Source organism: Halomonas campaniensis (assembly GCF_014193375.1).
Taxonomy (GTDB): Bacteria; Pseudomonadota; Gammaproteobacteria; order Pseudomonadales; family Halomonadaceae; genus Halomonas; species Halomonas campaniensis.
Window position 1 is genome coordinate 1 of the sequence record NZ_JACHZF010000027.1, and the last position, 21,253, is coordinate 21,253.

Sequence of the window (21,253 nt, forward strand, 5' to 3'; positions counted from 1 at the left end):
CGCATCATGCCCCCCGGCGAAAACGCAGGCAGACACCATCACCCAGGTCGAGCTCGATCTCCCAGCCGCGGGGCTCGTCATCGATGGCATCCTCCTCAGGCACCGAGACCGGCGCGAAGAGCGCCGACCTGGTAGCGGAAGTGGGAGGCGTCACTGGCGTTCCTGAAGCCAGCCGGCGTTTCCAGTGCTGGAACGAACTCTTGGACAGGCCCTTCTGTTCACAGAACACTTGCTGGGACTGGCCGCTGCGGGACTGCTCGTCAATCCAGGCCTGCCATTGCCAGGCAGGATAGCGAGAGTGACGTCGCTTCGACATGGGAACTGATTCTCCGTCGGTGAATGACGGAATCAGCGTAGGAGATCAAGCCGCCTCGGGATACGACGCGCCAGAACGGCCGCTTACTTGGGCAAGCCCATCATCTTCATCACCGAGCGCACATAGCGGCGGGTGAAGCTGGGATAGTGGCGATAGGTGGACTGGCTCATGAGTGGCTCGGCGTGGCAGAAGCGGTGGCGTCAGGGTACATCACTGAGCCTCTGCTTGCGGAAGGCAACTCAAGGACGTAGCAGGCACAAACCCACCTTAAACTCTGCTAAAGTCAGTCAAAGCCCGCTGCACTGGTGGAAACATGGAAGATCGTTGGCTCTCCGTCGATGAGATCGGCGAGTACCTTGGCGTAAAACGCGACACCGTCTATCGCTGGATCTCCGAGCGGGCGATGCCTGCCCACCGCATCGGGCGGTTATGGAAGTTCAAGCGCGATGAGGTGGACGACTGGGTTCGCAATGGCGGTGCCAGCGAGGGCAACAAGACCGATGCGTGATCAGGCCACCCTCAAGCGGCTGGGCTTCATGACCCAGCAGGGCAGTACCCACACAGCCCGCACCCTGATGCTCAGCGAGTTGAGCACCCTGTTCGACCATGTCCCAGCTGAAGCGGACAAGGATGCGTACCAGGCCGCCATTCGCGATGCCAACTGCCTCGCCAAGCGCTCCGGTCGTACACGCCAGCTGACGGCCAGCCACCTGGCCGACCTCTATGGGCTCGACCCTGCCAATCCTATTCACGCCGGCCTGCGCTACTTCTGGTCGCGGGACGAGGGCGCACGTCCTCAGCTCGCCCTATTGGCGGCGGCTGCCCGTGATTCTCTCCTCCGAGATCTCGCTCCCGCCATTCTCGCCAAGCCGCTGGGCGCCTCGATCACCCGCGAATCGGTCGAAGAGGCCATCGAGCAGCACTGGCCAGGGCGCTTCAGCACTGTCACTCGCGAATCCATCGCCCAGCGGGTGAACAGCAGCCTGGTCCAGGTGGGTTATCTGCAAGGCCCCTTCAAGAGAGTGCGGGTTCACCTGGAACCTGCGACAGCTGCTGTCGCCTATGCCCTCTACCTTGCCTGGCTGCAGGGCGGCCGCGGTGAGCTGCTGCTGCAGAGCCCCTGGTGCAAGCTGCTGGACGCCAGCCATGATCGCCTGCTGGAACTGGCAGCCCAGGCCTCTTCCAAGGGCTGGATGGTGATGCGCCGGGTCGACAACGTGATCGATGTCGACTTCCCTGCCTTGGCCCCGCTGGTCACCCAAGTCTTGAAGCCCGCTGAGACCGACACTGCCACCCAGCAGGAGATCTTCCATGAGCAAGGTTAAGCGCCTGATCGACTCCTACGGCCGCTTCATCGCCCTGCCTTGGCGCGACGACGCCGCGGCGGCCCAACGTGTCGTCTTCTGCGTCTACCCGGAAACCGAGGAACTTCGCCTGCGTGCCAACCTGGGGGAATTCGAGCTCGTGACCCGTCAGAACGACCATGAGTGGTTGGCGTTCGACCTGACCGATACCTTCGCCCTGTGGATGGCCGAGCAGAAATATGCCAAAGGGTACTTCAGGTCTCCGGCCAAGCTGGCTACGGTGATACATCGCTATCTGGACTGGCTGGAGGCCCGCTTCACCGCGGAGCTATCCGCCCAGGGTGTTGGCGACAACCACGTCGTCACCTTGTATGGCGTCGGCAGCCTGTTTGGCCTGCTGAAGGTCAAGGAGGTGGTGGACCGCCTGGCTCCCCACGTCAGCGGTCGCTTGGCTGTGCTATTCCCGGGCAGCTTCGAGAACAACAACTACCGGCTGCTGGACGGCTATGACGGCTGGAACTACCTGGCCACACCGATTACTGCAGACGGGGCCCGCTGAGCCACCGCCAAGCACCAATTCGAACTTCGCTACCGCAGGGGAAAGGACGCATGCGCAACCGCGATATCTACGCCAAGGACCCATCCCAGCAGCGCCTGGTCAACGAGGGCGTCGCCTACGTCAACGACGACAGAAGCGACCGCGCCCAGAAGGTACTGCGCTACGAGCTGGAGACCTTCGTCTGCGACGGCCAGTACGCCAGAGGCATGCAGGATATTCTGGACACCTACCTGCGCAATCTGAGCGGCGGTGCCTCCCAGCAGCCCGGCGTGTGGATCAGCGGCTTCTTCGGTTCGGGCAAATCCCACATGGCCAAGATGCTGCGCAACCTGTGGGAAGACGTCACCCTCGACGATGGTGCCACCGCCCGTGGCCTCGTCCACCTGCCCCAGGAGATCCAGGACCTGTTCATGGAGCTCTCCACCCAGGGCAAACGCCATGGCGGCCTGTTCGCCGCCTCCGGCACCTTGGGGGCAAGCTCCCGCGATAAGAGCGTTCGCCTAGCGCTACTCTCGGTGATCTTCCGCGCCGCCGGTCTACCCCAACAGTACCCTGTCGCCCGCTTCGTGATGTGGCTGCGCGACGAGGGCATCCTTGAGCAGGTACGCGAGGACGTCGTCAGCCGCGGCGACGACTGGCAGGAGGAGCTCGACAACTTCTACGTCGCCGAGTCACTGCACGAGGCTCTGGTGCAGGCCAAGCCGAGGATCTTCAGCAGCGTGGAGTCCTGCGCCGAGACCCTCAGCCACCTCTACCCCCACGTCAACGACATCAGCAGCGACGAGATGCTCAAGGCCATCCGCCAGGCGCTGAGCCAGGACGGCAAGATGCCGCTCACCCTGGTGGTGCTGGACGAGGTGCAGCAGTACATCGGTACCGACGGGCAGCGCTCCATCGACGTACAGGAAGCGGTGGAAGCCTGCTGCAAGGAGATCGGCAGCCGGCTGATGTTCATCGGCACCGGCCAGACCGCCATCACCGGTACCAGCAACCTGGCACGCCTGCAGGGCCGCTTCACCACTCGCATCGAGCTCTCCGATGCCGACGTCGACGCCGTTATCCGCCAGGTGGTACTGGCCAAGAAGCCCGAGGCCAAGACACCTGTTGCCGAGGTGATGGAGAGCAATCTCGGCGAGATCTCCCGTCACCTGGCCGAGACCTCCATCGCCCACCGCCAGGAGGACACCCGCCACTTCGCCCAGGACTACCCCATCCTGCCGGTGCGTCGTCGCTTCTGGGACGCCGCCCTGCGTGTGCTCGACCAGACCGGTACCGACAGCCAGCTGCGCAACCAGCTCAGCATGATCCACAAGGCGATCCAGACCAACCTGGACGCCCCGCTGGGCAACATCATCCCCGGTGACTACCTCTATTTCGACGCCACCGACAAGCTGCTGCAGTTTCGCATGCTGCCGCGTAAGCTCCACGACGCCACCCAGCAGTGGCGTAACGGCAGTGAAGACGAGCAGCTGATGGCGCGAGCCTGTGCCGTGGTGTTCCTGATCAACAAGGTCGCCAGTACCAACACCGAGCTCGGCCTGCATCCTACCCTGGCCAACATCGCCGACCTGCTGGTCGATGACCTCAAGGCCGGTAGCAGCTCGCTGCGCAGTCGCCTGCCGGATCTTCTCGATGAGTGCGAGTTCATCATCAAGGTGGGCGACGAGTACCGTATCCAGACCGAGGAGAGCGCCGCCTGGAACGACGCCTTCCTCGCCCACAAGAGCACCCTGGGCAACGCCACGCACCAGATCGAGACCGAGCGCGACGACCTGATCCGCCAGCACTTCGCCAAGCAGGTCGGCAACCTCACGGTGAACCACGGCGAATCCAAGGTGCCGCGTCCGCTCTCGCCGGTCTTCGACATGACGCTGCCCAAGGATGCCGCCGAGAAGCTCTACGTCTGGGTGCGCAACGGCTGGTCGGATGACATCAGCCAGGTGCGTGCCGATGCCCGCCAGGCGGGGTCGGAATCCCCCACCCTGTTCGTGTTCATCCCCAAGCGCTCCGCTGACGAGCTACGCAACCAGCTGATCGAGTTCAAGGCCGCCAGCGCTACCCTGGAGACCCGCGGTACGCCCGGCACCCCTGAAGGGGAAGAGGCGCGAGCCGCCATGCAGACTACCCGCGATGCCGCCCAGCGGCGCATTCGCGAACTGCTCGACGAAGCCTTCAACGGCGCCCAGGTATTCCAGGGCGGCGGTAACGAGATCGTCGGTGCCTCCCTGCGTGAGGCCATTCAGGAAGGCGCCGAGAATGCCCTGGCGCGCCTGCATCCCAAGTTTCATCAGGCCGACCATGCCGGCTGGGACAGGGTCTACGCCAAGGCCAAGCAGGGCGCTCCCGACGCCCTCAAGGCCGTGGGCTACGAGGGCGAGCCCCAGGCCCATCCGGTATGCAAGGCTGTTCTGAGTTTCCTCGGCGGCGGCAAGAAGGGTAGCGAGATACGCGACCACTTCGAGCACGGCGATTACGGCTGGTCCCAGGACGCCATCGATGGCGCCGTGCAGGTACTACTGGTCGCCGGCCAGATCCGCACCACCGATGGCACCTCTCCCCAGGAGCTGGAGCGTCGCGCCATCGGTAAGACCGAGTTCCGCGTGGAGGCCACGACCATCTCCGCGGGGGAGCGCATCAAGATCCGCAAGGTGATGCAGAAGCTCGGCGTGCAGGCCAAGTCTGGCGAGGAGTCCGCCAAGGCGCCGGATTTCGCCGACAAGCTCCGAACCCTGGCCGAACAGGCAAGTGGCGAACCGCCGGCTCCGGAGGCTCCCCGTCTGGATGCCCTGGAAGCCGTGCGTACCAGCAGCGGTAACGACCAGCTCAAGGCCATCGTCAGCAACCAGGGTGAGCTGCTTACCGCCATCGACGAATGGCAGGCCACCGCCGAAAAGATCCAGCAGCGGCGTCCCGCCTGGGGCACACTCAAGCGCCTGGCCGACCACGCCAGGAGCCTGCCCGACGCCGAGCCGTTGCTGGCCCAGGTCAGCCAGATCCGCGAGCACCGCTCGCTGCTGGACGACCCGGATCCCGTCCAGCCCCTGCTGGCCAACCTCACCCAGCAGTTCCGTGACACCTTCAACGACCTGCAGCAGCGCTATGCGGACGAGCATGCCGCCGGAATGCAGCGCCTGGAGGCGGATGACAACTGGCAGCAGCTCTCGCCGGATCAGCGCCACGACCTGCTGGCCGCCAAGCGCTTGACCGCCCACGATGCGCCCGAGATCACCCTCGGCGGCACCGACCAGGTGCTGGAGACCCTCAGCCACGTGCGCCCCGACGCCCTGGCCGATCGCATCGCCGCGCTGCCGAGCCGCTTCGACGAGGTGCTGGTCAAGGCCGCCGAGGAGATGGAGCCCGAGGTACAGTTCGTCAACCTGCCGCGCCGCACCCTCAAGAGCGAGGCCGATATCGTCGCCTGGCTGGAGGACGTTCGTCGTGAGCTGCGCGAGGCCCTGCAGGACGGGCCGGTGATCACCCAGTAGGAGCTAGCAAAAGATCATGAGATCACGCCGTGAAATCGAGGCACTGCTGGATGAGCTGGAGCACTGCGTCGCGGATGACTTGGAAGACCAGGACTTGGACTTCAAGCAGTGGGACACCAAGAGCCGCGACAAGGCCGTAAAGAAGGTCGTCGATATGGCCATCTGCATGGCTAACGGCGGTGGCGGCAGCGTGGTGTTCGGCGTGGCGGATCGTACATCCGGACGCGAGCAGGCCGTGCTGGGCGTTCCGCCAGAAGTCGACATCAATGTGCTTAAGCGGGCCGTCTATGATCAGACCGACCCCCACATTACCCCGGTATTCGAGGAGCTCCATGTGCCGGAGGGCACCGGCCGGGTGCTGATCATGCAGGTGCATCCGGGGATGCCGCCCCACACCGACACCAAAGGCGGTGGCACCGTGCGCATCGGCAAGGACTGCCAGCCGCTCACCGGCACGCTACGGCGCAAGATCGGCGTCGAGACCGGAGAGACCGACTACACCGCTGAGAGCGTTTCGGTCACGTTCCAGGACGCCATCTCCAACGTGGCGCTGGAATCTCTGCGCCAGATGGCCAAGGAGCAGGATGCTCCCGGTGACTTGCTGCGCATGGATGACCGCAAGCTGCTGGAGGCGCTGGGTGTGCTCAGGAAGGGCAAGCTGACGCGCGCCGCGATCCTGCTGTGTGGCAACGAAGCCACCCTTCGCGAAGTGTTTCCGGGATTCTACTGGCTGTTTCTCGCCATGCGTTCAGATACCCACTACGACAATCGGGAAGATCGAGTCAGTGCCATCCCGTCCGCCATCGCCCGGCTAGAAGAGCTCTCGCGGGCCTATAACCCCATCAGTACCGTCGAGCGCGGCATGTACCACTTCGAGTACCGCGACTATCCCGAGATAGCGCTGCGCGAGGCGTTGATGAACGCCTTCTGCCACACCGATTACCGTCTGCACGGCCCCGTCATGGTGAAGTGGTACGCCGACAAGGTAGAGATCAGCAACGGGGGTGGGTTCATCGCCGGCATCCGCCCCGACAACATCCTTCATCATCCACCGGCGGCGCGCAATCCATGCCTGGTCGAGGCGCTGACCCGCCTCAGGCTGGTCAATCGCAGCAACCTCGGGGTCGCGCGGATGTTCGATGCGTTTCTCGTCGAAGGCAAGCACCCACCCCTGATTCGCGAGCTCGGCGAGTCGATCACCGTCACCTTCCTGCGCTCCTCGCTGGATGCTGAGTTCCGCCACCGCATCGCCCAACTGGACGATCCCCCGCTGACCACCGACCAGCTTCTGGTGGTCCATGCGCTTCGCCGGCACCCGCTTGCCGACCGAGACACCATCGCCTGGGAGTCCCAGCTAAGTAAGCGGCGAGTCGAAGAGGTGCTGAAGGCTCTCGCCAAGCGACACCTGGCCAGCGCCACCGGCGAAGGTGAGGGGCAGCTCTGGCGGCTGGCAGGGGCGTTCCAGTCAGCCCCGCTCACGGCGCAGGACCCGGAAACCCAGCGCGAAACACTCCTTGAGCTGCTGCAGCAAGGCCCCTGCTCCATCAGCCAGCTGATGGAGCTGACCGGCCTCAACCGCAGTGCCGCCAAGCGACATCTCAATGAGCTCCGCCAGCAGGGGCTGGCACGCCTGGAAGGCAAAGGCCCAGCGGCACGCTGGCACGCTAGCGAACCAGAATTGGCCAGGGATTGATTCGAACCACGCAGCGAGCCAATTCTATCTGAAATTGGCTCAGGAATTGGTTCAGAACCAATAGCACCTCGATTAACGGACCCCTACCGGGCGAGGAATGGAAAACAGACACATGCAGCCACTCGACAAGACACTCCGCAACCGGCTCGACCGCACCGTGCGCAAGGCAAGGCCAGTGGCCGAACAGGCCGCCCAGGCTGCCCTGGAGCAGCTCGGCGTCGGCGAGGAGACCCCGCCCAGCTACCTGAGCGACGACCAGCGCGCCCTGCGCCGCCGGCTGCGCGCCCACGCCCGCAGCCTAGGTGACCCGCTCAAGGAGGGCGCTCAGGCGGTCACCCGGTTGATCGGCGAGATCGCCTACGAGCATTGGCACCGCATGCTGTTCGCCCGCTTCCTGGCCGAAAACGAGCTGCTGATGTACGACGGCGTGGCCGTCACTCTGGAGGAGTGCGAGGAGCTGGCGGAAGAGGAGGGCCATGCCAGCGGCTGGGCCTTGGCCGCACGGCTGGCCAGCACCATGCTGCCCCAGGTGTTCCGCGTCGACAGCCCCGTATTCGAACTCACCCTGGCCGCCGAGTACCAGCGCGAGCTGGAGGAGCTCTTGGCCGGCCTGCCGGTGGAGGTCTTCCACGCCAGCGACAGCCTGGGCTGGGTCTACCAGTTCTGGCAGACCGACAACAAGGAGCGCATCAACCGCTCCGAGGTGAAGATCGGCGCCGACGAGCTGCCCGCCGTCACCCAGCTTTTCACCGAGCCCTATATGGTCAGCTTCCTGCTGGATAACAGCCTGGGCGCCTGGTGGGCCGCCCGCCGCCTGTCGGAAACCGATCTGGCCAATGCCGAGAGCGAGCAGGAGCTGCGCGACAAGGCCAGCCTGCCCGGCGTGCGGCTGGAGTACCTGCGCTTCGTTAAGGACGAGGAAACCGGCCACTGGACGCCCGCCGCCGGCACCTTCGACGCCTGGCCCCAGAGCCTCGCCGAGCTCAAGACCCTGGACCCCTGCTGCGGCAGCGGCCACTTCCTCGTCGCCGCCCTGCTGATGCTGGTGCCCATGCGCATGGAGCTGGAGGGCCTCAGCGCCCGCGACTCCGTGGATGCGGTGCTGCGCGACAACCTCCACGGCCTAGAGATCGACCAGCGCTGCGTGGAGCTGGCTGCCTTTGCGCTGGCCCTCACCGCCTGGCGCTACCCGGATGCCGGGGGCTACCGTAAGTTGCCTGAGCTGCATCTGGCATGTTCTGGGTTGTCAATTAGTGTTAATAAACAAGAATGGCTGGAGTTGGCCGGAGATGATGTAAACCTTAAAATGGCACTTGAAGAGCTTTATAATCAGTTTAAAAGCTCTTCTGTTTTGGGTAGCCTGATAAAGCCAGAAAGAAGTTTGCGAAAAGGTTCTCTTTTTGAATTTAAATGGGAAGATGTTGAGCCGCTTTTAGAGAAAGCTATTGAAGGCAAAGATAGCTATGAAAAAAGTGAGTTGGGTGTAGTTGCTAGAGGGATATACAAAGCTGCGACCATATTAAGTGGAAGGTATTCAATAACTGCAACTAACGTCCCTTATCTGTCAATAAATAGGGTTAATCCTTCTTTGCGCAGTTTTATTGAAAGTAATTATAAGAATGCTAAAAACGACTTGGCTTTTGTTTTCATGAAGCGGCTATTTGAGCTTGCTGAAGAGCATGGCTTATGCTGCTTTGTTACGACTTCTGGTTGGACGTTCCAAAATCGCGAAAGACATTTCAGGAATGAGATTCTTGAAAGCTATTCATTGAGAATTTTGGCAAGGTTGGGAGCTGGTGCTTTTGACACCATTTCAGGTGAAGTCGTGCAAGCAATGCTTGGAGTGGTAAGTAAAGCTGACAAGCTTGATGCTTTCTGCACTATTGACGCTGATAATGGAATGGGTGCTGATTATAAGGCCGAGAGCATAAAAAAGCAAAATGTTGTCATGGTGGATCAGAAAGAGATTGTAGGGTCTTCTTCCACAGTAATAAACTTTGCAAAAAAGTCAAACGAAAAACCTGTTGGCGACTATGCAGAAGCATTACGCGGATTATCGACAGGAGAAGTGAATTGGTTTAATAGATTTTTCTGGGAAGTTGAGGTGCCAAGTGAAAGGTGGGATTATTTCCAATCTGATACTGAAAAAACAACTCCGTATGGCGGCCGTGAGCAAGTCATCCTGTGGGAAAGCGAGTGCGGAGTAATTTCTCGTATTGCAGAGCAGTTAAAGCACCTTAATCACGCTATTCAAAGCTGGCGGCGAGGTAAGCCTAACTGGGGGAGAAAAGGTGTTGCTGTTAACTTGATGGGAGGGTTGCATGCCACTATCTATAATGGAGAAAAGTACTCTGCAAATATAGGTGTTCTTGTGCCTAATGATCCAAGTGATTTAGGGGCGTTATGGCAGTATTGCTCTTCTAAAGAATTTGTGTCTTCAGTTAGGTCTTTTAACAAAAAAATTAGCGTTGAGCCTCGTTATTTCGAGAAGGCTTTAGTTGATTTTGACGAATGGAGGAAATCTTCAAAAAATATTAAGTTAGTAGCAAAACCATACGCGGTAGACCCAACGCAATGGATTTTTCATGGCCACCCCTGCGGCTCGGTGATCTGGGACGACGAAGCGAATAGGGCCGCTCAAGGCCCGCTGCGAACCGACGAGTCCGTGCTGCAGGTAGCCGTTGCCCGGCTGCTGGGTTATCGATGGCCGGCTGAGCTGGACGCTGAAATGGAACTCGCCGAGGCGCAGCGCGATTGGGCCAAGCATAGTGAGGGACTGCTGGGCCATGCCGATCGCGACGGCATCGTCTGCCTGCCCGCCGTGCGTGGTGAACGCCGCGCCGTGGATCGTCTTGAGGCGCTGCTGGCCGAGGCCTACGGCGACCAGTGGTCCTCCACCACCCGCGGCAAGCTGCTAGAGAGCGTCGGCCACGCCGGCAAGAACCTGGAGAGCTGGCTACGCGACAAGTTTTTCGCCCAGCACTGCAAGCTGTTCCAGAACCGTCCCTTCATTTGGCATGTTTGGGACGGCCTCAAAGACGGTTTCTCCGCACTGGTGAACTACCACAAGCTTGACTACAAGACGCTAGAAACGCTCACCTACACCTATCTGGGCGACTGGATCTATCAGCAAAAGAAACAGATCAATGAGGGCATCGAAGGAGCCGAAGGCCGCCTTGCCGCCGCAGAGGCGTTGCAGAACAGCCTGGAGCTGATCCTCGAAGGCGAGGATCCCTACGACATTTTCGTGCGCTGGAAGCCGTTGGAAGAGCAACCCATTGGCTGGAATCCCGACCTCGATGACGGCGTGCGCCTCAATATCCGCCCCTTCCTGTCCGTCCCCGATGTCAAAAAGAAAGGCGCCGGTGTACTCGTCCACAAGCCCAATATCCACTGGAAGAAGGACCGCGGCAAGGACGTAGAGTCCGCCCCTTGGTATCACCTCGGCCCCCAGCTGGGCGAAGCCAAGGGGGCAAGGATCAACGACTACCACCTCACGCTGGCGGCGAAGCGGAAGGCACAGGAGAAAAAGGATGTTTAATAATGTTGAGCTGAATAACTTTGGGCCACTTGAAAGTTTAAAATGGCCTAACCTTGGGCCGATCAATCTAGTGATCGGCGGGAACGGCACAGGAAAAACCTTCCTATTAAAATCACTGTATACCACGGTGCGAACTCTTGAAGAGCACAGGCGTGGTGACGTTCAAAAGTCAGCATCAGAAATTCTAGCCGATAAGCTCTTTTGGACATTCCAACCGGAAAAGATTGGAGATTTGGTAACCAAATCGACAGAACATCCTTTGTCTTTCTCGTGCTGCTTTGACGAGAAGAAGTTTTCTTACAGCTTCGGAAAGGACACTACAAAACAAATCCACGTACAACAAAACGACGTCCCCCCTAGGAAAAGTAACTCGATATTTCTTCCTGCAAAAGAGGTTCTTTCGCTCCACAAAGTAATTCTCAAATCCAGAGAAGAAGACAAGTCATTTGGTTTCGATGACACATACCTTGACCTCGCTCGCGCATTGCGCCGATCAACAACAAAAGGGAATAATTACAAGGAGTTCTCAAAATCTAGACAAAGTCTAGAAGGTATGCTGGGCGGAAAAATAGATTTTGACTCCAACACGGGGAAGTGGACTTTCAAAAAAGGAAATCAAAAATTTCCCATTGGCGTTACAGCTGAAGGGATCAAAAAAATATCAATCCTTGACACACTTCTTGGCAACCGATACCTAGATACTAGCTCACTTATTTTTATCGACGAGCCTGAGTCGGCACTTCACCCCAAGGCCATCTCTCAGCTTCTAGACATTGTCTCTCTTTTAGCAGAAAGAGGGATTCAGTTCTTTATGGCCAGTCACTCTTACTTCGTTGTAAAGAAGCTTTTCCTTATTGCTCAGGAAAAGGGAGTTTCAATACCTATTATTAGCGAAAACCAAGGGGAATGGACAACTGATAATCTCAAAAATGGCATGCCAGAAAATGAAATTATCAACGAATCCATTCAGCTCTACAAGGAAGAAGTGGGGCTAGCACTAAAATGACAACACAAGCTATTAAAGAATCTGGAATGACCTTTGGCCCATACCCTGAAGGGCAATGCTTCTACATTGAGAAAAGCGACACTTACAAATCCATTGAGAACGGTGTAAAAATCGCAGAGTTTATCTTGATCAAAGCTGATAAAGGGGAGGCGCCTTCTCTTTGGGTAGTTGAGGCTAAATCAAGTTCTCCTAGACCAGAAACCCAGCCTAATTTCGATGATTTTATAGAGGAAATTCGTGAAAAGCTGATTAATGCTTTTTCTCTGAGCTTAGCGTCCTGCCTGAAACGCCATGAAAAAGCAGAGCCTGAACTCCCTAGAAAAATACAAGAACTTGATTTCTCAAACGCGGGCGCGCGGTTTATATTAGTGATTAAAGGACATGAAGAGGGATGGTTGCCGCCGTTGCAGGAAGCGCTTGCTCTTGCACTTCGTCCCACTCTAAAAACTTGGTCATTTTCCCCGACATCAGTAGCTGTCATGAATGAAGACCTTGCAACACAGCATGGACTGATTCTCTGTGAACAAGAAGGGTGATGCATGAGTATTACTTATCACCTTGTAAATTGCTTACGCAGCGCCGCTGCCTACAACCCGGATGTGCAGGCGGCTCCCGCCTGCATCCTGTGGCCTGACCGCGAGCGGCTATGGGAGCCGGTGATTGCCCAGGTCCAGGCTGAGCTGCCTGAGCTTCTGGTGCTGGGCGACTACGCCCCGGAGCAGCGTCGCGGCCCAGCGATCTGGGTGCGCTGTGCCATCGCCGGCACCGTGGAAGGCATCGAACTGGACGATGAGACTCCTCCTATCCTCTACCTACCCGGTGTGGGCCGCCAGGACCTGCGTGCCGTCAGCGAGTGCCCGGAAGCCTTGAAGCCGCTGGCCGAGCTGCAGTACCGCGGCACACTCTGGTCTCAGGTCAACGCCAAGGACTGGACGCCGCGGGCGTTCCTCTCGTCCCAGCAGGGCGGGCTGGGCCTGGACGTGGCCGGTGACGCTGCCACACGACAGGCGCTGCTCGCCGCCCTTCCCCGGTTGCTCCGGGAGTCGCTCGCTGATCTTCAAGGCCGCCACCTGGATGCCGAGGCCTTCAATACCCTTCTCACCGGGGGCGACCCGGTGCGTGACCTGTTGGACTGGCTCAACCAGCCAGACGCCATGCGCTCCAGCTGGCCTGAGCATGAATGGCAGGCCTTCTGTCAGGTGTGCCACTCGCGCTATGGCATTCACCCGGAGAAACAGAGCGTGCTGGATGCCCTGGAGCGCTTCACTCAGCGCCAGGGCAACTGGAAAACAGTCTGGGCGCGTTTCTGTGAGGCTCCTCGCCGCTACCCACAGTTGATCGAGCAGCTGGCTCAGCTCACGCCTCCGGATCTCGGCCTGTTCCCCGAGCCTGACGACATGGCCGTATGGCCGCAGCTCAACCGGCAGGAGGAGGAGCGCCTCTATCACGACCTGTGTGCACTGGGCCAGCTTCCGGCTCATGAGGCGAGAGAGCGTTTGGAAGCCCTTGAGCAGGAGCACAGCCATCGCCGCGGTTGGGTATGGGCCGAGCTGGATGAAAGCCCTCTGGCCATGGCGTTGGTTCCCCTCGCTGAGCTGGCCCGGGTAACCCGACGCAGCCTGGCAGGTGGCCAGACAGAGGATATGCGCCAGGCGTATCTGGACGAGGGCTGGAAGGCAGACGACGCCCTGCTGAGGTCACTGAACCAGGTGAATGGCCAACGTGAACAGGAGGCGATCTTCACGGCAATACGCGCGATCTACCTGCGCTGGGCCGATGAGGCCGCCCGCCACCTCCAGAAAGTATGGCAACCGGGGGTTGATGGCTTGAAACGCGGCGAAGCATCGCCTCATGCCCAGCCAGGCGAATGCGTGCTCTTCGTGGATGGCCTGCGCATGGACTGTGGCAAACGGCTATCCCAGAGACTGGTCAGCCGCGGACTGGACGTTGCCGAGCACAGTACCTGGTCGGCACTGCCCAGCGTGACCGGTACCGGCAAGTACGCCGTAGCGCCCATCCTGGGGAACAACGCCATTCAGGAGGAACCGGACGGTTATCAGTTCACCCCCATCACCCGCCACATCTTCCAGAAACTGCTGCGCGATAACGGCTGGCAGGTGTTGGAGCGTCGCCAGGTGGAGCAGCTGCACAAGGAAACTCTGGACACCTCCCGGCCAGCCTGGTGCGAGTTCGGCGATATCGATCACGCTGGCCATGAGCGAGGCTGGAAGCTGGCACAGCATGTGGATGACATGCTGGCCGAGGTGGCAGAGCGCATCCAGGCGCTGTTGGCTCAGGGCTGGTCCCAGGTGCGCGTGGTGACCGATCACGGCTGGCTGCTGCTGCCGGGCGAACTACCCAAGACCGAGCTGCCGGCCAGCCTGGTTGAGACCAAATGGGGGCGCTGTGCCGCCCTCAAGACGGGAGCCCATACAGACGCAGCACGCTTCCCCTGGTACTGGAACGAACAGGTACACTTTGCTCTGGCAGAGAGCATCCACTGCTTCAAGGCGGGTGAGACCTACACCCATGGAGGCCTCAGCCTGCAAGAGTGCGTCACGCCGGAACTGGTGGTGACCGGCAGTGCCGGCCCCAAGCCCTCGGTGCTGATCGATGACCTGGTGTGGAAGGGGCTGCGCTGTACCCTGGTAGTGGAAGGCGACAGCGACGACCTGATGCTCGATGTTCGTCGCCATGCCGGAGACCCGGCCAGTAGCCTGGTGCTCTCGCCCAAGCCGTTCAAGGTGGGTGGCAAGGCCTCGGTGGTGGTCGAGGACGATGACCTTGAAGGAGAAAGCGCCTATGCCGTGGTGTTGGACGCCGCCGGCCAGGTGCTCGCCCAGCGCTCCACCACCATCGGCGGCAGTGAATAGCCATTGATGGAGGCCCCCTTGAGAACAGATACACGGAGACGTCATGGAACTCGATGAACTGGATCGCAAGGCGGCCGAGCTGCTGGATGGCTACCTGGTGCGCAAGGATCTGGTGCGCACCTTCGCCCGGCAGTTCCCGGTGCCCACCTACGTGGTGGAGTTCTTGCTTGGCCGCTACTGTGCCAGCACTGATCCAGAAGAGATCGAGGAAGGGCTAGAGGTGGTCCAGCGGCAGCTGAAGTCGCGCACCATCAAGGCCGGCGAGGAGGAGCTGTTCAAGGCTCGCGCTCGCGAGAAGGGCGAGATCAAGATCATCGACCTGATCCAGGCCCGTCTGGATACCAAGAACGACACCTACATGGCCAGCCTGCCCAGCCTGCGCCTGACCGACGTGCGGATCCCGGATGACCTGGTCAGCGAACATGAACGCATGCTGACCGGCGGCTTCTACGCCGAACTGACTCTGGAATACGATGCCAGCATCGCCCAGGAGCAAGGCGGGCGACCCTTCGGCATCCGCGCCCTGCGCGAAATTCAGCTCTCCAAGCGTGACGTGCTCGACGAGCTGGCCGCTGCCCGACGTCACTTTACCACCGAGGAGTGGAAGGCCTTCTTGCTGCGCTCTACCGGCATCGAGCCTGCCGGCCTCACCGAGAGGCAGAAGGACGCCATGCTGCTGCGCATGGTGCCCTTCGTGGAGCGCAACTATAACGTGGTCGAGCTCGGGCCCCGAGGCACCGGCAAGAGCCACCTCTTCCAGCAGGTCTCTCCCTACGCCCACCTGATCTCCGGCGGCAAGGCCACCGTGGCCAAGATGTTCGTCAACAACGCCAACGGCCAGCGCGGCCTGGTGTGCCAGTACGACGTGGTCTGCTTCGACGAGGTGTCTGGCATCTCGTTCGACAACAAGGACGGCGTCAACATCATGAAGGGCTACATGGAGAGCGGCGAGTTCTCACGTGGCAAGGAGAGTATCCGCGCCGATGGCTCCATCGTACTGGTGGGCAACTTCGATGTGGACGTGGAACACCAGCAGCGCATAGGGCACCTGTTTGGGCCGTTGCCGGAGGAAATGCGCCACGATACCGCCTTCATGGACCGCATCCATGCCTTTCTCCCCGGCTGGGACGTGCCCAAGGTCAGCAAGGAGCTGCTCACCGATCACTTCGGCCTGGTCAGCGACTTCCTGTCGGAGTGCTGGAGCCAGTTGCGTAGCCAGAGCCGCGTCTCCCAGTGGCAGGGACGGGTCTTCTTCGGCGGCGCCCTCTCCGGTCGCGACACCAACGCGGTCAACAAGACCGCCAGCGGGCTGCTGAAACTGCTTTACCCAGGCGATGACCTCTCACCCAGCGATGACGATCTGGAGTGGGCGATCCATATCGCCATGGAGGCACGCCGGCGGGTCAAGGAGCAGCAGAAACGCATCGGCGCCGCCGAATTCCGCAACACCCACTTCAGCTACACCATGGGCGAAGACGGCGTGGAGAAGTTCGTCGCCACTCCGGAGCTGCAGAGCGACAACAGCATCGGCAACGATCCCCTGGAGCCCGGCCAGGTGTGGAGCATCAGCCCCGGCGGCCAGGCCAGCAATGGCCAGGAGGAGCATCCGGGCGTGTTCCGCATCGAGGTCAACGAAGGCCCCGGCTCGGGGGTGAAGATCCTCAACAAGCCGGTGCCTCCCGCCTTCCGCGAAAGCATCGGCTACGCCGAGCAGAACCTCTACACGCGCGCCGGCCAGCTGGTCGGCGACAAGGAGCCACGCCATCACGAGTTCACCGTTCAGCTGCGCGCCTTCGATGCCGCCAAGTCCGGCACCAAGCTGGGGGTCGCTGCGCTGATCGCCATGAGCTCATCCCTACTCAAGCGCAGCCTGCGTGGCGGCCTGATCGTAGTGGGCGAGATCAACCTCGGCGGCTCCATCGAGCCGATCCACAACCCGGTGACGTTGGTGGAAATTGCCGTGGAGAAAGGCGCCACGGCCATCCTGATGCCCGTCACCTGCCGCAAGCTGTTGTTCGACCTCTCCGACGAGATGGCCACCAAGGTGGACATCCAGTTCTACCTGGATGCCCGGGATGCGCTGTTGAAGTCGCTGGGGGAGTAGAGCAGCCCCTATACCAGCGTGAACGGCTCGATCTCGCGGAAGATGCCGGTCTTGGTCATGTCGCGGCGCAGGATGAAAGCCTCCATGGCCGCTACCGGATCCGCCTGGTCCAGCCTGTCGAAGTGGATCCTGCGCCACTGCTCGCGGGTGATACGGCACTGGAAGCAAAATCCCATGCGACCTCCTTCTCGGTAGATGCAGACAGCGCTTCATTCTGCACAGGCGTGGCGACTTGTGGGAAGTGCATACTGCAAGAACAGCAGAATCAGTAATATTAGATAGAAGGCTTTCTGCAAAAGCTGCGGTTTCTTTCTGCAGCGCCGCTTCAAGCAGGCGGCGCCACGACCCATTGAGAAACGACCTGCGCCGGCAGCAACCCTTTGCCCTTTCCCTTTGCTGTACTCACTTTACTCAGCCTTTCGGGGCAAGCCCCTTCCCCTTGAGCCCCCTTCCCTTCCGGCCTTTCGGCTTTTCACCCTTTGCCCTCGCACCTTTGTGAGCTCCGCCCGGTGGAGGCTCGCCCTTCAAGTGTCTATGCTAAGGGGCTGATGTACCCAGGGAGGGACGCCCATGGCGCTGAAATCGCTTCTGACCCAAGCCGCCAGTGCTGGCCGCCAGGCAGCTCGGAAGGCTCTCGACGGTGGGCAGCAGGAAGGCTGGTCTGACGGCTGGCACACCCAGGCGAGTACGACAGAGTCACTGCGATTGCTGCGCGACTCCGCCGCTGGCGTGGCCAGGTCCACTGCCCAAACGGCCACCACCCAGGAGGGGTGGCGGCGCATTGCTCGTGGAGCCGGCAAGGTGGCTGGCGGAGCGGTGGTGGTGGCTGGCAGTGTGGCTCAGGGGATGCTCCACCACTCCTCCCAGCCGCCAGCGGAAAATAATCAGGACCAGGATCTTGGCTGGGGGGACTTTGGCAGCGGCTACGGCTACTACGGAAAAGACGGTAACAGAATGGATTGAGGATAGGCCTCATCGTGCCGACTGAGCCTTATCTCCGCCCTTTTCGCCTGCACCTTGAGCTTTCTTGCCCCCGCCATCTCCAATGCTGTTCGATATCGCACCGCCAGCCTTCAAGCCTGCCCAACTCAGCACTCCTACCCATAACGTTGGCAGCACCAAAAACATCATCCCCTCCACAAACTGCAACACCATGCGGTCGTACAGGTTGTTGGCGGCGGAGAGCCAGCTGAGCTTGGCGGCGTCACTGCGGTAGAGCAGGTCCACCAGGTTCGAATTGATCCAGCGAGCGAGCTCCCACCAGAAGGTCAGGAACCACATGGCGAAGAGCCCAAAGGTAGCCATGCCGGCAACCTTGAAGCTGTAGCTGGAGATGACCATCACGAACGGCAGACAGATGATAATCGCCATCACCAGGATACCTTGCACCATGGGCAACGCCTGCTTGAGCATGTCCATGCCGGCCTGGAAGGGCAGGACCGACAGGGTGCCACCGATGGCGGAGCCGGCAGTAACGGTGGCATCCCAGAAGCTGCTGCCACCATCCAAGCCGCGGAAACCCACCACCGCCTGGTCTAAGTTGCCACTAGCCGCCCCCGAGCGGGGGCTGACCAGGCGCCGTATCACGTAGTCCTCGGCGTCACTGCCGGTGAAGACGCTGCGGAAGTCGTTCCAGAACCCCGTGCTCACCTCATCATGCAGCCGGGCCCTCAAGCCAACGCTCTCGGCTGACCACCACTCCTGGCAGGAGGGATAGCCCGGCATCCCCGGGCCGGTGTTGGGCCGGGAGACATCCCGGCTGGCATCGTAGGGGAATCCAGTGATAGGCCGCCCGGCGTAGAAGCTGTCGTAGTAGCCGGGGGTGGTCTGGAAGTAGGTCGAGCCAATCCAGTCCACGTCCATGGCACGGGTCGCCTCGACGCTGCCGCCCTCCTGCAGCAGCCGGTTTCGCGCCGGGCCGAAACACTGGCGCTGGAACTCTCCCACCTCCTGTTGCAGCCCCGGGTTTTCGATACTGTGCAGGTCCAGCTCCATGCGGATGGACTCGAAGTCCGTCGAGCAGGGAATAGCGTGAACGGCCGCCGCTGTGACCCCATGCGATACCGCATGCACGCCCGCCCACCACAGCGGCAGCCGTGCCAGACGGCCACCGATACTATTCTCGGTCGCACCGAAGGCTCCCTCGGACCAGCCACCAGAGGCGAACTGGCGAGTACCACACTCCAGCGAGCGGTTCTCGTCGATTTCGGCGGTGGCCAGTTGCACTTGCAGCAACGGCAGGCAAGTGAAGGCGTAAGCCAGGATCATGGCGTAGAGTCGGGTCTCGATGCGGTTAACCGTCAAGATGCCCTTGGTCCCGGCCTCGTCGCCCTCCTGCCGGGCCTTGAACCATTCGGAGAGCACCAGGGTAATGAACGGCACCGCGGCGATGCCGGTACCGACCATGACGTTCCAGATGGCGTTGTTGATGATCCAGCCGAGTAGCGTCATGGCGTTCGAGAAGTAGTCGAACACCACCAGCGGCGCGGTGAGCAGGCCTCCCATCAGGCACCTCCCAGCCGGTTGATCAGGTTGGTGACCTCGATAAGGCCCAGGATGCCCAGGGCCATCACCTCGAGCCGCCGGAGCTTGGCGAGCGCCTGTCGGCCGTCGTAATGATCCTGGCGCAGCCGTGCCACCGCCCGGGGGCGCAACTTGCGCCACCAGACCAGGGCCAGGGCGGCATAGAGGCTCAGCCGCCAGGCCAGCAGCCACGGCCAGGTGGCCTGCCAGGCGCTATGGTGGGCCTCGAACCCACCCAGCAGCCGCACGCTGATGACCAGAATGGCACCGCTCAGCAGGAACATGACGACCAGCACCACCATGGCGACCAGCAGCGACGGCCAGCGGGCCGGATTCATCCAGGAGAAAGCGCGTCGAGCCATCAGTCGCTGCCCCCCTCGCCGGCTGGGCGGCCGCGGCCATCCAGGGCCGCATCCGGGCGGAAGGTCTCACCCTGGGAGGCACCCTGACTGCGCCGGGAGGCCCGTTCCAGGGCGATGCCGGCAGCACTGTTGCCCAGCGCCTGGCGGATCTCCATCTCGGAGCGCAGCGACTCAATATCCCGATCCAGAGCCACCAGCTTGCGGTCCAGCGCCGACATGCCCTGCTCGTTGTCGGCGATGCCCGGGTCACTGCTGCCGGCCAGCAGCAGCCGGCGCGCCCACAGCGCCTTGGTCAGCGTCCGGGCCAGTGCCATCTCGCCACTCAGACGATGGATCAGCAGCGAGGCCTCGGGATCGGTGCGCAGGGACTCGATCACCCCACGGGACACGGTAAGGCCGTCACCGGCGGAGACCTGGCGCAGGTTCTCCGGCGTCAGCGGCTCGCTGCCGTCGACCAGACTCAGGAGCTTGCCGTAGACCTCCTGCTGCTCACGCTCCAGCTCGCGCACCAGCCCCGTGCCGGCCTGGGTTTCGCTTCGCTCGCAGCCGTCGCAGGTGCGAATCGACTGTTCACCGATCACCGTCTGGGTCCACTCGGCGGCCTCCTCAGGGCTCTGCCAGACCGTGCACATGCCGCCCAGGCAGCTTCCCGTCCCGCTGCCTGGCCCCGAGCCGCCACCGCTCCCACCGGAAGTGCCGGCTAGCCCGCCGCCGCCGATCCAGCTGCCTTCGTTGGTGGCCACCGACCCCCAGCCACCACCGCCTCCGGCGATGGGTGCCGTGCTGGTGGTATCGGTACGCCCATGCAGCAGGTTGTAGCCAGCGCGTGCAGTGTCCTCGACCACACGAATCGGCGCCTGACTCTGGCCACCGCGGCGCTGGCCCCCCACCCAAGTCACGCCCTGGTTGCCACCGGACTGATCGACCTGCTCCTGCGCCGCGACGACATCGGCGTTGGACTGGGCCGCGCTCTGCCAGCTCTCCGCCGCGGCCACCTGCTGCCACCCCTGGCCAGTGACCATATCGGCCATGCGCTCGGACATCTTGCGGCAGGACATCGACGCCCGGTCGAAGTCCACCCGCCCCTGCAGCACGCCGTTGCTCAGCAGGTCATAGAGCCCCGGGTTGGCCCGCTGGATGACCATGGCAGGCAACGAGGCCACCGCACTCTGGGCGTTCTGAACCACCGTCCCCATCAGGTTCTGGAAGCCGTTGGTGATGCCGTTGAGCTGGTTGGAGACCGTGGCGCCGATATCGAAGTTGCCGCAGGTGGCATTCATGTTCCAGCTGATGCCGATTCCACGGCTGTTGGGGTTGTAGCCCCGTCCGGCGGAGACACTGAAGGGGGAAGCGCCGCCGATCTGGTAGTAAAGGGCATCGGCGGATTGCGCCTGAGCCTGGGCAGCATGGGTAGACAGCAGCCCCACCACCAGGGCGCCGGCCAGCGGCGCAAGGGCGAAGCGTCGCATACGAATTCCTTTCATCGG

At 61.4% G+C, this 21,253-nt stretch carries 16 protein-coding genes; 11 read left to right on the top strand and 5 right to left on the bottom strand.

Annotated features, from left to right (window positions below; all coding sequences use genetic code 11):
* Positions 1-4: 4 nt before the first annotated feature.
* Positions 5-316, bottom strand: coding sequence for an IS66 family insertion sequence element accessory protein TnpA (tnpA, locus tag BDK63_RS15565; RefSeq protein ID WP_183333601.1), 312 nt, complete (start codon positions 314-316; stop codon positions 5-7).
* A gap of 313 nt (positions 317-629) precedes the next feature.
* Here tnpA and mads1 point away from each other — a divergent pair, with 313 nt between their 5' ends.
* The 10 genes from mads1 (at position 630) to brxL (ending at position 16,881) form a co-directional block, all read left to right on the top strand.
* Positions 630-824: a methylation-associated defense system helix-turn-helix domain-containing protein MAD1 gene (gene mads1 / locus BDK63_RS15570; protein WP_027962110.1), complete on the top strand. Its 195-nt coding sequence runs from the start codon at positions 630-632 to the stop codon at positions 822-824.
* The gene (locus BDK63_RS15575; protein ID WP_183333603.1) at positions 817-1,641 is read left to right on the top strand and encodes a hypothetical protein; all 825 of its coding nucleotides are present in this window, start codon (positions 817-819) and stop codon (positions 1,639-1,641) included. Before mads1 ends, BDK63_RS15575 begins: the two co-directional genes overlap by 8 nt.
* The gene (locus BDK63_RS15580) at positions 1,628-2,179 is read left to right on the top strand and encodes a BREX protein BrxB domain-containing protein (RefSeq protein ID WP_183333605.1); all 552 of its coding nucleotides are present in this window, start codon (positions 1,628-1,630) and stop codon (positions 2,177-2,179) included. The genes BDK63_RS15575 and BDK63_RS15580 overlap by 14 nt, the downstream gene beginning before the upstream one ends.
* 50 nt (positions 2,180-2,229) lie before the next feature.
* Positions 2,230-5,664, top strand: coding sequence for a BREX system P-loop protein BrxC (gene brxC, locus BDK63_RS15585; protein ID WP_183333607.1), 3,435 nt, complete (start codon positions 2,230-2,232; stop codon positions 5,662-5,664).
* Between the two features lie 16 nt (positions 5,665-5,680).
* The gene (locus BDK63_RS15590; protein WP_183333608.1) at positions 5,681-7,357 is read left to right on the top strand and encodes an RNA-binding domain-containing protein; all 1,677 of its coding nucleotides are present in this window, start codon (positions 5,681-5,683) and stop codon (positions 7,355-7,357) included.
* Positions 7,358-7,469: 112 nt separating this feature from the next.
* Positions 7,470-10,898: an Eco57I restriction-modification methylase domain-containing protein gene (locus BDK63_RS15595; RefSeq protein WP_183333610.1), complete on the top strand. Its 3,429-nt coding sequence runs from the start codon at positions 7,470-7,472 to the stop codon at positions 10,896-10,898.
* Positions 10,891-11,904 carry an AAA family ATPase gene (locus BDK63_RS15600; RefSeq protein ID WP_183333612.1) on the top strand — a complete coding sequence of 338 codons (1,014 nt, stop codon included), beginning with the start codon at positions 10,891-10,893 and terminating at the stop codon, positions 11,902-11,904. The genes BDK63_RS15595 and BDK63_RS15600 overlap by 8 nt, the downstream gene beginning before the upstream one ends.
* Positions 11,901-12,440 (top strand): hypothetical protein, encoded by a 540-nt coding sequence (locus BDK63_RS15605; protein WP_183333614.1) that lies wholly within the window; start codon positions 11,901-11,903, stop codon positions 12,438-12,440. The genes BDK63_RS15600 and BDK63_RS15605 overlap by 4 nt, the downstream gene beginning before the upstream one ends.
* Positions 12,441-12,443: 3 nt before the next feature.
* Positions 12,444-14,777, top strand: a complete 2,334-nt coding sequence (pglZ, locus tag BDK63_RS15610) for a BREX-1 system phosphatase PglZ type B (RefSeq protein WP_183333616.1) — start codon at positions 12,444-12,446, stop codon at positions 14,775-14,777.
* Positions 14,778-14,820: 43 nt separating this feature from the next.
* Positions 14,821-16,881 (top strand): protease Lon-related BREX system protein BrxL, encoded by a 2,061-nt coding sequence (brxL, locus tag BDK63_RS15615; protein WP_183333618.1) that lies wholly within the window; start codon positions 14,821-14,823, stop codon positions 16,879-16,881.
* 8 nt (positions 16,882-16,889) lie between these two features.
* On the opposite strand, the gene BDK63_RS15620 is transcribed toward brxL, so the two are convergent.
* A complete protein-coding gene (locus tag BDK63_RS15620; RefSeq protein WP_245598314.1) occupies positions 16,890-17,057 on the bottom strand; it encodes a hypothetical protein in 168 nt (55 codons plus the stop codon).
* A gap of 394 nt (positions 17,058-17,451) precedes the next feature.
* Between BDK63_RS15620 and BDK63_RS15625 the strand changes: the two genes are divergently transcribed.
* Positions 17,452-17,844 (top strand): hypothetical protein, encoded by a 393-nt coding sequence (locus BDK63_RS15625; protein ID WP_183333620.1) that lies wholly within the window; start codon positions 17,452-17,454, stop codon positions 17,842-17,844.
* Between the two features lie 9 nt (positions 17,845-17,853).
* Here the strand turns inward: BDK63_RS15625 and BDK63_RS15630 are convergent, their stop codons facing one another.
* From BDK63_RS15630 to BDK63_RS15640, 3 genes are read right to left on the bottom strand one after another with little or no spacing between them, the layout of a single operon-like run.
* Positions 17,854-19,386: a conjugal transfer protein TraG N-terminal domain-containing protein gene (locus BDK63_RS15630; protein WP_183333621.1), complete on the bottom strand. Its 1,533-nt coding sequence runs from the start codon at positions 19,384-19,386 to the stop codon at positions 17,854-17,856.
* Positions 19,386-19,766, bottom strand: a complete 381-nt coding sequence (locus tag BDK63_RS15635; protein ID WP_183333622.1) for a hypothetical protein — start codon at positions 19,764-19,766, stop codon at positions 19,386-19,388. The genes BDK63_RS15630 and BDK63_RS15635 overlap by 1 nt, the downstream gene beginning before the upstream one ends.
* The gene (locus BDK63_RS15640; protein ID WP_246386204.1) at positions 19,766-21,250 is read right to left on the bottom strand and encodes an integrating conjugative element protein; all 1,485 of its coding nucleotides are present in this window, start codon (positions 21,248-21,250) and stop codon (positions 19,766-19,768) included. The genes BDK63_RS15635 and BDK63_RS15640 overlap by 1 nt, the downstream gene beginning before the upstream one ends.
* Positions 21,251-21,253: the final 3 nt, after the last annotated feature.

Bases quoted from the DNA above. Each gene is read 5' to 3' on its own strand.
- BDK63_RS15600 (WP_183333612.1), top strand. From the start codon at position 10,891: ATGTTTAATAATGTTGAGCTGAATAACTTTGGGCCACTTGAAAGTTTA.
- BDK63_RS15635 (WP_183333622.1), bottom strand. From the start codon at position 19,766: ATGGCTCGACGCGCTTTCTCCTGGATGAATCCGGCCCGCTGGCCGTCG.
- BDK63_RS15640 (WP_246386204.1), bottom strand. From the start codon at position 21,250: ATGAAAGGAATTCGTATGCGACGCTTCGCCCTTGCGCCGCTGGCCGGC.
- brxL (WP_183333618.1), top strand. From the start codon at position 14,821: ATGGAACTCGATGAACTGGATCGCAAGGCGGCCGAGCTGCTGGATGGC.
- BDK63_RS15620 (WP_245598314.1), bottom strand. From the start codon at position 17,057: ATGGGATTTTGCTTCCAGTGCCGTATCACCCGCGAGCAGTGGCGCAGG.
- pglZ (WP_183333616.1), top strand. From the start codon at position 12,444: ATGAGTATTACTTATCACCTTGTAAATTGCTTACGCAGCGCCGCTGCC.
- brxC (WP_183333607.1), top strand. From the start codon at position 2,230: ATGCGCAACCGCGATATCTACGCCAAGGACCCATCCCAGCAGCGCCTG.
- mads1 (WP_027962110.1), top strand. From the start codon at position 630: ATGGAAGATCGTTGGCTCTCCGTCGATGAGATCGGCGAGTACCTTGGC.
- BDK63_RS15580 (WP_183333605.1), top strand. From the start codon at position 1,628: ATGAGCAAGGTTAAGCGCCTGATCGACTCCTACGGCCGCTTCATCGCC.
- BDK63_RS15625 (WP_183333620.1), top strand. From the start codon at position 17,452: ATGGCGCTGAAATCGCTTCTGACCCAAGCCGCCAGTGCTGGCCGCCAG.
- tnpA (WP_183333601.1), bottom strand. From the start codon at position 316: ATGTCGAAGCGACGTCACTCTCGCTATCCTGCCTGGCAATGGCAGGCC.
- BDK63_RS15590 (WP_183333608.1), top strand. From the start codon at position 5,681: ATGAGATCACGCCGTGAAATCGAGGCACTGCTGGATGAGCTGGAGCAC.
- BDK63_RS15605 (WP_183333614.1), top strand. From the start codon at position 11,901: ATGACAACACAAGCTATTAAAGAATCTGGAATGACCTTTGGCCCATAC.
- BDK63_RS15595 (WP_183333610.1), top strand. From the start codon at position 7,470: ATGCAGCCACTCGACAAGACACTCCGCAACCGGCTCGACCGCACCGTG.
- BDK63_RS15630 (WP_183333621.1), bottom strand. From the start codon at position 19,386: ATGGGAGGCCTGCTCACCGCGCCGCTGGTGGTGTTCGACTACTTCTCG.
- BDK63_RS15575 (WP_183333603.1), top strand. From the start codon at position 817: ATGCGTGATCAGGCCACCCTCAAGCGGCTGGGCTTCATGACCCAGCAG.